The 12,673-nt window shown below is 72.7% G+C and carries 10 protein-coding genes; 5 read left to right on the top strand and 5 right to left on the bottom strand.

The window, feature by feature from the left end; translation table 11 throughout:
- Positions 1-41: 41 nt before the first annotated feature.
- On the bottom strand, positions 42-1,526 hold the full coding sequence (locus OHN19_RS08915) for an ATP-binding protein (RefSeq protein ID WP_419249510.1): 1,485 nt from the start codon (positions 1,524-1,526) through the stop codon (positions 42-44).
- Entirely contained in the window at positions 1,523-2,212 is a 690-nt protein-coding gene (locus OHN19_RS08910; protein WP_330263652.1) for a response regulator transcription factor, read from the bottom strand. The genes OHN19_RS08915 and OHN19_RS08910 overlap by 4 nt, the downstream gene beginning before the upstream one ends.
- A gap of 176 nt (positions 2,213-2,388) precedes the next feature.
- Here OHN19_RS08910 and OHN19_RS08905 point away from each other — a divergent pair, with 176 nt between their 5' ends.
- Complete coding sequence (locus tag OHN19_RS08905; RefSeq protein WP_330269559.1) at positions 2,389-4,797, top strand: MMPL family transporter; 2,409 nt, start codon at positions 2,389-2,391, stop codon at positions 4,795-4,797.
- A gap of 156 nt (positions 4,798-4,953) precedes the next feature.
- Here the strand turns inward: OHN19_RS08905 and OHN19_RS08900 are convergent, their stop codons facing one another.
- Positions 4,954-5,766 carry a hypothetical protein gene (locus OHN19_RS08900; RefSeq protein ID WP_330263651.1) on the bottom strand — a complete coding sequence of 271 codons (813 nt, stop codon included), beginning with the start codon at positions 5,764-5,766 and terminating at the stop codon, positions 4,954-4,956.
- 328 nt (positions 5,767-6,094) lie between these two features.
- Between OHN19_RS08900 and rsgA the strand changes: the two genes are divergently transcribed.
- From rsgA to OHN19_RS08885, 3 genes are all read left to right on the top strand, one after another.
- Entirely contained in the window at positions 6,095-7,186 is a 1,092-nt protein-coding gene (gene rsgA, locus OHN19_RS08895) for a ribosome small subunit-dependent GTPase A (RefSeq protein WP_330263650.1), read from the top strand.
- Positions 7,187-7,367: 181 nt separating this feature from the next.
- Entirely contained in the window at positions 7,368-8,753 is a 1,386-nt protein-coding gene (locus tag OHN19_RS08890; RefSeq protein WP_330269558.1) for a DNA-3-methyladenine glycosylase 2 family protein, read from the top strand.
- Positions 8,750-9,232: a methylated-DNA--[protein]-cysteine S-methyltransferase gene (locus OHN19_RS08885; protein WP_330263649.1), complete on the top strand. Its 483-nt coding sequence runs from the start codon at positions 8,750-8,752 to the stop codon at positions 9,230-9,232. Before OHN19_RS08890 ends, OHN19_RS08885 begins: the two co-directional genes overlap by 4 nt.
- Here the strand turns inward: OHN19_RS08885 and OHN19_RS08880 are convergent.
- Together OHN19_RS08880 and OHN19_RS08875 are read right to left on the bottom strand one after the other, a co-directional pair.
- Positions 9,229-9,600: a PPOX class F420-dependent oxidoreductase gene (locus tag OHN19_RS08880; RefSeq protein WP_330263648.1), complete on the bottom strand. Its 372-nt coding sequence runs from the start codon at positions 9,598-9,600 to the stop codon at positions 9,229-9,231. The genes OHN19_RS08885 and OHN19_RS08880 overlap by 4 nt on opposite strands.
- Before the next feature lie 67 nt (positions 9,601-9,667).
- Positions 9,668-10,150: a DUF456 domain-containing protein gene (locus tag OHN19_RS08875; protein WP_330263647.1), complete on the bottom strand. Its 483-nt coding sequence runs from the start codon at positions 10,148-10,150 to the stop codon at positions 9,668-9,670.
- 178 nt (positions 10,151-10,328) lie between these two features.
- Here OHN19_RS08875 and OHN19_RS08870 point away from each other — a divergent pair, with 178 nt between their 5' ends.
- Positions 10,329-12,650, top strand: coding sequence for a protein phosphatase 2C domain-containing protein (locus tag OHN19_RS08870; protein WP_330263646.1), 2,322 nt, complete (start codon positions 10,329-10,331; stop codon positions 12,648-12,650).
- The last annotated feature ends 23 nt before the right edge of the window (positions 12,651-12,673 follow it).

The raw sequence follows: 12,673 nt of genomic DNA, 5'->3' as shown, positions 1-12,673 counted from the left end.
ATACCGCTGTGCCCCGGAAGTACCCCGGGATCAGCGGCCCCTCAGCCCCGCGCCCCTGCGTGGGGGAGTGTGACCGTCGCCTTCAAGCCCTTGCACGGGGTCGTGTGCACCTCCACTTCGCCACCGTGGGCTCGTACGACCCCCTGCACGATCGCCATCCCCAAACCGCTGCCCCCGCCGCCTCCGGCGCGGAAGAAGCGGTCGAAGACGCGGGAGGCGTCCTCCTCGGTGAGGCCCGGGCCCTCGTCCGCGACGGACAGGCGTACGGCACCGTCGGCGCGTTCCACGGTCAGCCGGACCGGGACGTCGGCGGGGGTGTGGGTGCGGACGTTGCCGATGAGGTTGCCCAGCACCTGGCGCAGCCCCGACTCGTCGGCGTGCACGAGGAGGGTGCCGTCCGCGTCGACGGTCACCGGGCGGTCGGGCTGCTGGGCGCGCAGGTCCTCGGCGGCGTCGCGGACCAGGCGGGTCAGGTCGACGTTGCGGAAGCGGAGTTCGGGGCTCTGGTCGAGGCGGGCGAGGGTGAGCAGCTCGTCGACGAGGCGGCCCATGCGGTCGGCCTCCCCGCTCATCCGGTCCCAGGCCCGCGTCCGCTCGGCCGGTTCGCGCAGCATCCCCTTGTCGAACAGCTGGAGGTAGCCCCGGATCGCGGACAGCGGTGTGCGCAGCTCGTGCGAGGCGTCGGCGACGAAACGGCGCAGCTGGGTGGCGCTGCGCTCGCGCGTCCGGTACGCCGACTCGACCTGCTGGAGCATGGAGTTGAGGGCGAGCCGGAGCTGTTCGACCTCCTGCGCCGGGTGGCTGCTGGAAGGCACGCGCCGCGTCAGGTCGCCCTCGGCGATCGCCGACGAGGTCTCCACCATGTACTCCAGCGGCCGCAACCGGCGGCTCACCCCGACCATCGTCAGGCCGCCGAGCAGAGCCAGCAGCAGCGGGCCGAAGACGAGGCCGAGTCCGACGGTCTTGGTGAGGACGTCGTGCAGCGTCCCGGTCGACGTGGCGAGCAGCACGGTCGTACCGTCGTCGAGCCGGGCCGCCGTGACCCGGTAGGGGGAGCCCGCCACCCTGACGTCGTGCGGTTCGTCGTCCTTGACCAGTGCGGCCGGGTCGCCGACGGCGGCGGCGAGCGCGCGCTGCCGGGCGGTGGGCGCGAAACCGCCGACGGCCAGCGGCTTCCCGTTCTCGTCCAGGGCCGCGAAGATCGCCTGCCGCACGAGGGAGTCGGCGTCCGCGGCCGACGAGGGGGGCGAGTTCCTGTCCCGGACGGCGACCAGGGCGCCCGGCGAGTCGACCTGCTCCATGCCGATCCGTGCCTCGCCCATCGAGCCGCGCATCGACATCAGCTCCGTGTCGACACTGTCGAGCAGGTACATCCGCATGCCCAGCACGCTCACAGTGGTCGCGAGCCCGATGCCCAGCGCGAGCATGACCACGTTCATCACCGTGAGCTTGCCGCACAGGGAGCCGCGACGGCAGCGGAGGCGAGCGCGGAAACGGGCGACGAAGCGAGCGCGGCCGCCGCTCATGCCAGCCCGTATCCCACGCCCCGCCGGGTCGTGATCACCGGCGACCCGAGCGTGTCGAGCTTGCGGCGCAGATAGCTGATGTACGTCTCGACGACGGTCGACTCGGCCGGCGCGTGCTCGTACCGCCAGACGTGGCGCAGAAGCTGCTCCTTCGACACGATGCGGCCGCGGTTGCGCACCAGGAACCTCAGCAGCGCGTACTCGGTGGGCGTCAGCTCCACCGTGCGGCCGGCGCGGTGCACCGAGTACGTCGTCTCGTCCAGCTCCAGGTCGCCGTACGTCAGCGGCGGACGCTGCGGCAGCACATCGGCCGGACGCGTCCGGCGCAGGACGGCCGTGGTCCGGGCGACCACCTCGTCGATGTTGAACGGCTTGGTGATGTAGTCATCGCCGAAGCCGAGGGCGCCCACGATCTCCGCGGGCGAGTCGCGTGCCGTGAGGAAGACGAGCGCCAGGTCGGACCGGTCGGCGCGCAGTCGCTTTCCCAGGGCGCGGCCGTCGCCGTCCGGGAGCATCACGTCGAGCAGCGCCACGTCGGGCCGGGTGCGCTCGGCGAGTGCGAGCGCCTCGCGGACGGTGCCCGCCGTCATCACCTCGAAACGGTGGTACCGCAGGGCGATGGCGAGGACGTCCGCGATGCTCTCCTCGTCCTCCACGACCAGCACGGTGCCAGGAGCCTTGGTCATGGCTCCAGTATCCGCGCGGCCGCTGGTAGCAGGCCCTTTTCCTGCCTTGGAGTTTCTTGAGAGTCGTCGGCACGACGTTCCCACGTGTGCGTGCGGCCGCCAATTCTGTTGCCCAGGACCTGGGGGACCGACCGGCTCTTGGCTACAGAACTTTGAGGAGTACGAACGTGGTGGCATTGGCACGATGGTGCTATCGGCACAGGCTGGTGGTCCTGCTGCTGTGGGTGGGCGCGCTGCTCGGACTGGGCGCGGCGGGTACGGCCGCCGGGACGACCTACACCAATGTCTTCTCCCTCCCGGACACGGACTCCCAGCACGCGAACGACCTGATGGTGAAGGCCTTCCCGCGGAGCTCCGGAGACACCGACACGGTGGTGTGGAAGGTGGACGCGGGATCGGTACGGGACGAGTCCGTACGGTCCCGGATCCAGCCCGCGCTCGACGAGATCGGCAGGATGAAGGGCGTCGGGGAGGTCGCGAGCCCGTACGCGAAGGGTGGCGCCCCGCAGATCAGCCGGGACGGGCGGACCGCGTACGCCCAGGTGACGTTCGCCCATCAGGCCGACGCCATCCCCAAGGAGCTGGTCGAGAACGTCATCGACACGGCCCAGAACGCCGAACGGGCCGGTCTCCGGGTGGAGCTGGGCGGCCAGGCCATCGCCACCGTCCAGCGACCCCCCGCCGGGCTGTCCGAACTGGTCGGCATCGTGGCGGCGGGGGTGGTCCTCTTCCTCGCCTTCGGTTCGCTCTTCGCGATGCTGCTGCCGATCGTGGTGGCCGTCGCCGCGGTCGGCACCGCCACCATGGTGACGACACTGCTCAGCCACGTCACGAACGTGCCCGAGATCGCCCCGCTGGTCGGCTCGCTGATCGGCCTGGGCGTCGGTATCGACTACGCCCTGTTCATCGTCACCCGGCACCGGCGCGGCATCCTGCGCGGGGTGAAGCCCGAGGACGCGGCGATCACGGCCCTGAACACCTCCGGTCGCGCGGTGCTGTTCGCGGGTGCGACGGTGTGCATCGCGCTCGGCGGCATGCTGGTGATGAACATGCGGTTCCTGGACGGGGTGGTCATCGCGGCCTCCTTGACCGTGGTGCTCAGCATCCTGGCCGCCGTCACCCTGCTGCCCGCCCTGCTGGGGATGTTCGGCATGCGGGTGCTCAGCCGCCGCGAGCGGCGCCGGCTCGCCACGTCCGGCCCCGAGCCGGAGGAGGCGAGCGGTCTCGCGGCACGCTGGTCGTCGTACGTGCAGCGGCGCCCGCGCGCGGTCGCGGTGATCGCGTTCGTCGTCATGGCGGCCATCGCCGTCCCCGTCCTGTCGATCCGGCTCGGCACCTCGGACCAGGGCAACCAGTCGGAGTCGACGACGACGCGGCAGGCGTACGACCTGCTCTCCGAGGGATTCGGCCCCGGCTTCAACGGGCCGTTGCAGGTGGTCGTGGACGGCTCGGCACCCGCGACGCTGGTGTCGGCCATCGGGAAGACCGAGGGTGTGGCCCAGGTCGCCGCCCTCCCGCCCGTGCACGGCGTCTCGGTGATCCGGGTGGTGCCCACGACGTCACCGCAGTCCGAGAGGACGGACCAGCTGATCGACCGCCTGCGCGACGAGGTGATCCCCCAGTCCGGGGTCACGGCTCACGTGGGTGGCGTCACGGCGGTCTACAAGGACTTCGCGACGGTGACCGGTGAACGGCTGCCGTACTTCATCGCGGCGATCGTCGCCCTCGGTTTCCTGTTGCTGCTGGTGGCCTTCCGCTCCCTGGTGGTTCCGCTGACAGCCGCGCTGATGAACCTCATCGCGGCGGCCGCGTCCTTCGGTGTGCTGGTGGCGATCTTCCAGTGGGGCTGGGGCCTGGATCTGCTCGGCGGCAAGGAAGGGCCGATCACGTCGTTCCTGCCGGTCATCATGCTGTCCTTGTTGTTCGGCCTGTCGATGGACTACCAGGTGTTCCTGGTGAGCCGGATCCACGAGGAGTGGGTCCACACGAAGGACAACGCACGGGCCGTGCGCGTGGGCCTCGCCGAGACGAGCCGGGTCATCAACTCCGCCGCCCTGATCATGATCTGCGTCTTCAGCGCCTTCATCCTCAGCGGCACCCTCGACGGCGCCATGCTCGGCCTCGGCCTCGCGGCTGCGGTGGCCCTGGACGCGTTCATCCTCCGTACGGCGCTGGTCCCGGCGGCGATGCACCTGCTGGGCAAGGCCAACTGGTGGCTTCCGGCCGGGCTGGAGAAGCGGCTGCCGCATCTGGCGGTGGAACCGAAGGAGGACGAGGACGAGGTCCCGTCGCCGGGTGAGCCCGCTTCGGTGATCCACGGCTTCGTCCGCACACAGGAGGGCGAGCCGGTGGAGGGCGCGGCGGTGACGCTCCTGACGAAGGGCGGGCGTCAGCTGGAGCGGGTGACGTCGCTGGCGGACGGGTCGTACGTCGTGGCGGCGCCGGCGGCGGGGGAGTACCTGCTGGCGGCGACGGCCACGCCGTACGTGTCCCGAGCGCGCCAGGTGGTCGTGGGGGACGGACCCCTCGTGCACGACGTGGAGTTGGCGGAAGTGCCGGAGAGCGAGGTGGACGCGGCCAACTAGCTCAGGCCGGTCCGGCCTCGCGCACGCCTGCCGCCCACATCCTCGGGGAGTGTGACGAGCTCCCCGGGGTTGTGTATGCCGTGCTTGGCGTAGCGGCTCCTCGTCCGACCCGACATCTTCAGGGGCCCGCTCCCAGCCCCCCGACTCCCGCCCCGATCAGTCGATCTCGCCCGGGTCCGCGGACGGCGTCCGGCCCGCCTGTACGTCCTTCAGGCGCTCCGTGCCCAGCTCGACGGCGGTCTTGGTGCTGTCGCTGTCGGCGCCGTCGAAGCCGCCGTTGGTGATGGTGATCGCGTCCGTGCCGACCCGCACGACGGCGACGTCGAGGGTGAGGGTGGTGGGCGCGCCGCCCGAGGTGCCCTGGACGGTGACCTGCAGCCCCTGCCGGGCGTCCCCCTCCTTGGGCAGCGAGCTCTCGGTCACCTGGACCGTGCGCTTCCCGCCCGAACTGTCCGTGGCCGTGAACTGGTCGCACTTGACCGGCAGGCTCTTCAGCCAGTTCAGGGAGGTGTTCAGGGCCGCCTTGTCGTAGGCGGCGACCTGGTACAGCAGCCGGGAGTCGCCCTCCTCGAAGCCGGTCAGCGCGGACGCGCCCGACGGCTTGCCCAGGAGGTCGTCGTCGTAGAGCGCGTCGAGGAGCTTCTGGCAGTCGGCCGCGTTCGCCTTCGCGGAGAGGAAGTCGGCCACGTCGACCTTGCCGACCAGCAGGCTGTCGTGCCAGGTGGACGCGTTCTTCACCTGGTCCCAGTCGCCCTCCAGATCCGCCTCCGTCACCAGGGCGGCCCGCGCCCCGGCCGGGGTGAGCGCGGCCGGCGACTCCTGGGCGAGCGGGGAGGAGGAGATCCGGGTGGTGTCCGCGCTCTCCGCCCCGCTGTCGTCACCGTCCGAACAGGCGGCTGTCGTCAACAGGGCACCCGCCGCCAGGGCGGAGGCGAGCACACGGACGGGGCGGGGCGGACGCTGGGTCATCACGAGGTCTCCTGGAAGTGGGCGATGCCTTCCGATGCCTTCCATGCCACAACCGCCGCCGCCGTACGACCAGCGCACCGGGCTGTTCGAGTGAGTGCGGGGGGTGAGGGAAAACCGGTGGCGGGCGCGACACCGGCCCCCTAAGGTGAGGACCGCTTCGCACGACGGCGCACGGCTGTCGTGCCCCACGAGCTGGGACGAGAGGAGGTGTCGACCGATGGCTGTCTTTGCGATGAGCGCTGCCCGCATCCAGATCATCAAGTCCACCTCCGTGGCCGTCGGCTGACCTCGATTCCCCGTGCCGGGCCACCCTTGTGAAGGGTCTCCCTTGACTTCCACCTCCGTTTTCACCGCTCTCGCTCCCTACGGCTGGGACGAGGCATGGGCGGACGCGTTCGCCCCCTACGAGCCCGAGGGGCTCATCCCCGGCCGCGTGGTCCGGGTCGACCGCGGGCAGTGCGACATCGTCACCGCCGACGGCATGCTCCGGGCCGACACGGCCTTCGTCACCCCGCACGACCCGATGCGGGTCCTGTGCACCGGCGACTGGGCCGTCGTCGAGCCCGGGGGCAACCCACGCTACGTACGGACGTATCTGCCGCGCCGTACCGCCTTCGTACGCTCCACCTCCTCCAAGCGGTCCGAGGGGCAGATCCTCGCGGCCAACGTCGACCACGCGATCGTCGCCGTGTCGCTCGCCGTCGAACTCGACCTCGGCCGTATCGAACGCTTCCTGGCCCTGGCCTGGGAGTCCGGGGCGCAGCCCGTCGTCGTGCTCACCAAGGCCGACCTGGTGCCGGACGCGGTCACGCTCTCGCATCTCGTGCAGGACGTGGAGACGACGGCTCCCGGGGTGCCGGTGCTGACCGTCAGCGCGCTGGACGGGGAAGGGCTCGACGTCCTCGTCGCGGTCGTCTCCGGCGGCACGACCGTGCTGCTCGGGCAGTCCGGCGCGGGGAAGTCCACGCTGGCCAACGTGCTCGTGGGCGAGGACGTGATGCAGGTGCACACCACGCGGGACGTCGACGGGAAGGGCCGTCACACGACCACCACCCGCAACCTGCTCGCCCTGCCGGGCGGGGGCGTGCTGATCGACACACCCGGCCTCAGGGGCGTGGGGCTGTGGGACGCCGAGGTCGGGGTCGGACAGGTGTTCTCGGAGATCGAGGAACTGGCCGAGCGGTGCCGGTTCCACGACTGCGCCCACGAGAGCGAGCCGGGGTGCGCGGTCCTGGCCGCGATCGCCTCCGGCGAGCTGGCGGAACGGCGGCTGGAGAGCTACCGGAAGCTGATCCGCGAGAACCAGCGGATCGTGGCGAAGACCGACGCGAGGCTCCGTTCGGAGATCCGGAAGGAGTGGAAGAAGCGGGGGGCGCAGGGGAAGGCGGCGATGGAGGCGAAGCGGGGGCGCTGGGCGTAGTCGTTCGGGTGCGGCCGGGTCCTGCCTGGCCGCACCCACCTGCCTGGGGGCGCGGGGAACTGCGCGACCAGCCACGACGCACCCGCACCCGGCCACGTACCCGTCCCCCCCACCTCCCCGCACCGCGCTGTCCGATTTCCGCCAGCGGCACCCCCGCGCACGGCGGACACTGGAACGCGTGATGGACGAAGACACCAGGTACGAAGCCGTCCGCAGTCGGGACGCCCGGTTCGACGGGGAGTTCTTCTTCGCTGTCCAGACGACCGGGATCTACTGCCGGCCGAGCTGCCCCGCGGTGACCCCGAAGCGTCACAACGTCCGCTTCTACCCGACGGCCGCCGCCGCGCAGGGCTCCGGGTTCCGGGCCTGCCGGCGGTGCCGTCCGGACGCCGTGCCCGGTTCCGCCGACTGGAACGTCCGCGCCGACGTCGTGGGCCGGGCGATGCGCCTGATCGGCGACGGGGTCGTCGACCGGGAGGGCGTCGCCGGGCTCGCCGACCGCCTCGGCTACAGCGCACGGCAGGTCCAGCGCCAGCTCACCGCGGAGCTGGGCGCCGGCCCCGTCGCCCTCGCCCGCGCCCAGCGCGCCCACACCGCCCGCGTGCTGCTCCAGACCACCGGTCTGCCGGTCACGGAGATCGCCTTCGCGTCGGGCTTCGCCAGCGTGCGCCAGTTCAACGACACGGTCCGGGAGATCTACGCCACCACACCCACCGACCTGCGGGCCGCCGCCCGGACCGCCCGCCGCGCGGCCACCCCCACGGCGGGCATTCCGCTACGGCTCGCCCACCGCGGCCCCTACCGGTCCGCCGCCGTCTTCGACCTGCTGGCGAGCGAGGCCGTCCCCGGCGTCGAGGAGGTCACCGGAACACCGGGCCGGCGCACCTACCGCCGTACCCTCCGCCTCCCGCACGGCACCGGAATCGTCGCCGTCCTCGAACGCCCCGGCACGCTCCGGACCACCTCCGGCGCCCACCCCGGCGGCTGGCTCGACGCCCACCTGCACCTGACCGACCCCCGCGACCTGACCACCGCCGTCGGACGGCTGCGGCGCCTGTTCGACCTCGACGCCGATCCCTACGCCGTCGACGAACGCCTCGGCGCGGACACCCGGCTCGCCCCGCTGGTCGCCGCCCGCCCGGGACTCCGCTCGCCCGGCGCCGCCGACCCCGAGGAGCTCGCCGTACGAGCCCTGGTGGGCCGTGACGAAGCCGAACGGCTCGTCCAGCGCCACGGCAAGACCCTGGACGCGCCCTGCGGCAGCCTCACCCACCTCTTCCCCGAGCCCGCCGCCCTCACGGAGACGGCCGGTCCCCTGCGCGCGCTCGCCACCGCCCTCGCCGACGGTGCCGTACGACTGGACCCGGGCGCCGACCGCGACGAGGCGCAGCACGCGCTGCTCGCCCTGCCCGGCCTGGACGCCCGTACCGTCGCCGTCATCCGCAGACGCGCGCTCGGCGACCCCGACGTCGCCCCACCCGGCCCCGACACCCCCGACACCTGGCGCCCCTGGCGCTCCTACGCCTGGCAACACCTGCGCGCAGCAGGAGAGTTGGAGTCATCATGACCACCCGCTGGACCCGCCTCGACAGCCCCGTCGGTGAGCTGCTCCTGACCGCCGACGAGACCGGCGCACTGACCTCGCTCTCCGTGCCCGGGCAGAAGAACGGCCGTACCGTCCAGGAGAGTTGGCGGCACGACCCCGGCCCCTTCCGGGCGGCCCGCGAGCAGCTCGCCGCCTACTTCGCCGGTGAACTCAAGGAGTTCCAGCTGGAGTTGCGTCCCGAGGGCACCGAGTTCCGCACCCGGGTCTGGGACGCCCTCGACGACGTGCCGTACGGGGCGACCACGACGTACGGCGAGATCGCCGCCCGCGTCGGTGCCTCCCGGGTCGCCGTCCGGGCCGTGGGCGGCGCGATCGGCGCCAACCCGCTGCTGATCCTCCGCCCGTGCCACCGCGTGATCGGCGCGAACGGCTCCCTGACCGGATACGCGGGCGGCCTGGAGCGCAAGACGACCCTGCTCACCCTGGAGGGCTCGCTCTAGGACTCCTCCAGCCCCCAGCTGTGGATGCGGCGCGGATGGATGCGGATCAGCTCCTCGCTGAAGTGCGGGCCCAACTCGTGCGGGCCGGTGAGGAGTTCGGCTTCCCCGCGGATGTCGATGCCGCGCACCGTCCACGGCTTCAGGCTGACGATGTCGTCGACGACCAGCGCGACCTTCGGGTTCTTCTGGAGGTTGCGCCACTTCTTGGTCCGGCCCAGCGCGTGGCCGCCGATCAGGATGGTGCCGTCGTCCTGCGGGAAGAAGCCGACCGGGTTCGCCTGCGGCTGCCCGTGCGGATCGACGGTGGCCAGCCGTCCCAGCCGCTGTGACGTCAGATACGCGCGCTCGGCCTCGCTGAATGCGGTCATGGCAGACACCCAAACACGCGCGCCCCCACCGCACATCGGAATCCCGGCCCAGGACCACGGTCCTACGTCAGCCCCACAGCACCGTCCCCAGCCACGCGCCCATGATGAGCAGACAGGTGAACAGCTCCGCCAGCACGCTGGAGCCGCCCGAGCGCATCGCCTGCCGCAGGGCGGCCCGCGCCTCGCCGTGCCGGCCGAGGCGGAGGCGTTCCGAGACGTAGATGCCGGCCATGAAACCGGGGATCGCGCCGAGCACGGGGATCAGGAAGAACCCGAGGAACGCGCCGAGACCGGCGTACACCGCCATGCGCGGGGTCGCTCCGCTCTCCCGCAGTCGGCGGGGTGGCAGCGCCCAGCGGACCACCTGGGACAGGAACAGGGCGACGGTGGCCGACACGAGCACGAACCAGGCGACCGGCTGCGGATCCTTCAGCGCCCACCACAGGACCGCGGCCCACACCAGCCACGACCCCGGCACTCCGGGCACCAGAACGCCGACCAGGCCGAACAGCATGACCAGGCCGACCAACAGGAGGTCCCACACTCCCATTCGTCCAGGGTGCAGGAGGGGGTGGGGAAGCGCAGGTCAGCGAGGTCACCTCTCCGGCCGTCTCTTTCGCCACACGTGTTCGACGGCTCACTCGACACGCCGTTCGAGGCACTCGGTCGTGCCCCATTTTTGCGGATGCCCCGTTTTCATACGGCTCCCGCGGTGGACAATTGGGGGCATGAGCCAGCAGGGGGGTAGGCCCACGGGTCACGAGGACGACTGGTGGGGGCAGCTGTACGACTCCACGGGCGACACGGGTCCCACACCGGCCCCGGACACCCTGGACGACCGCTTCGCCTCGGCGGCGGGGGCGGTGGAGGACGAGGGCGGGGGTGACGGCGGGGCGAGCCGCCGGGCCACTGCCGGTGTCCCGGCGCCGCGGGGTCCTGAGCGGCGGGTTTCTGAGCGGCGCTTTCCTGAGCGGCGGGTTCCTGAGCCGACGGACGTGCCGCCCGGCACCGGCGTCGAGCGTGCCGCCTCGGAGTCGCCGTCCGACCCCGTGCAGGGCCCGGTGGCCTTCCCACCCGGCCCCACACCCCCCGGCTTCGACGAGCGCGCCCCGTCGGACCCGCCCCCATCGCTCTCCGGCCCCCGCACGTCCACGGAGACACCCCCCGTCACGAACGTCCCGGCGTCCCGCCGTCCCCCCGACGCCCCCAGCCCACCCACGACAGCACCCCCACCCCCCGCAGCCCCACCACGCCCGGCGACACCGCCTCCGCCACCGGGGGACGGGGGCTGGGGTGGGGTGGGCGCTTCCGCACAGGGGGGCGGCCGCTTTGCATCCGAGGACCAGGGCGACGGCGTCTCCGGTGGCGGTTCCGGCGGGGAGGGTTCGCGGGACGAGGGCGGTGCCGCACCGGGTGACGACCGGATCGGTCGCAGCAACCCCGGTGACTTCGGCGACGTCGATCCGAGCGCCGGTGCGGAGCTGCGCGAGGGGGCCGCGGGCGGCACGCGAGAGACCTCCGTGCAGGCCGGCCCTCACGGCCCCGGAAGCCCATCCGGCCGACGCGACGAACGCAGCACCCACCACGTCGAAGGGGACTGGTGGGCCGCCCCGGTTCCCAAGGCCGACGCCCCGACCCCGGGCTTCGAGGTGGGCGCCGCATCCCAGGACGCCGAGGCCACCGCCCCCACCCCGGAGCCCCCTGGCACCACCGCCCGCACCGGCCCGGGCTCCACCCAGCCCAACCCGACGCCCGCCCAGCACCGCCAAGCGAACCCTGGCGCGTCCGCCTCCCCACAGCCCGGCGAAACCGAAGCCAACCGCGATCCCGAACCAGGCCCGCTCCCGGCACCGGCCCCCACCTCAGCGGCCGATCCCCGCCCCCCGGCCGTCCCCGACCACCGGCCGGACTCCACCCGCGGCCCCAGTTTCCATCCGGCGCCTGGCCCCACCCCCGCATCCGTTCCCCGTCCCACGGCCGCCCCCGACAGCGCGCCCGACCCGACCTCAGCCCCCGGCCCCGCAGCCGCACCCGACCCCCACCCCCTCCGCACAGCCACCCGAGTGGATCTCCCCACGCTCCCTCCCGCCCCCGTCGGATTTGTCGGGTCCGGGCCTCCTACCTACGACGCCGAGCCCACCGCGCTCCCGCCCGCGGACCCCGATGAGCTCGACGATCTCGTGGCGGACACCGTGCTGGACGGGGCCAGGTACGGGGCGTGCACGTTGCGGGCGGTGTCCGTGCGGGGGGACTCCGCGCGGTTCCGGGGGGAGCCGCGGAGGGACTCGCTGCTCACCGCCCGTTTCGGGACCGGCGAGCAGGCGCTGGTCCTCGTCGCCATGGCCACCGGCGCCCGCGCCACCCCCGGTGCCCACCGAGCCGCCGCCGAGGCCTGTCAGTGGATCGCACGGGCCGTGGGACGCAGCCACGCCCGGCTCGCCCAGGACATCGGCGCCGCCAGACGCGGTGACCTGAAGTCCGGCCTGCACCGCCTCACCGACCGCAGCCTCGGCAAGCTGCGGGCCAGCGCCGCAGAGCAGGGCATCGACCCGGAGGAGTACGCGGCCACCCTGCGCTGTCTGCTGCTGCCCGCCGACCCCGACTGCCGGGTCCGGGTGTTCTTCGGCGTCGGCGACGGCGGCCTCTTCCGGCTCCGCGACGGCGAGTGGCACGACATCGAACCCCTGGTCACCGACGTCACCGGCGAACCCGTCGTCGGCTTCGGCTCGCTGCCCGCCGAGACCCCCGACGGCGACCGCCTCACCATGGACCTCGGCATCCCCACACCCCCGAGCCCCTACGAACCCGCCCCGGAACCGCCCCGCGCGCCCTTCCGCTTCCGTGCCTCCGTCGCCCGCCCGGGTGACACCCTCCTGATGTGCACCGGCGGACTCGCCGAACCCCTGCGCGGCGAACCCGAACTGTGCGAGTACCTCACGGGACGGTGGTCGGGACCCCCGCCCGGCCTCGCCGCGTTCCTCGCCGACTCCCAAGTCCGGGTCAAGGGATACGCCGACGACCGTACGGCCGCGGCGGTTTGGGAGGCGTGATCGCGGCCAGTGTGGATTGATGG

Origin of the sequence: Streptomyces griseorubiginosus (assembly GCF_036345115.1) — a bacterium.
GTDB classification, from domain to species: Bacteria; Actinomycetota; Actinomycetes; order Streptomycetales; family Streptomycetaceae; genus Streptomyces; species Streptomyces griseorubiginosus_C.
This window is presented reverse-complemented; position numbering and strand designations above follow the sequence as displayed.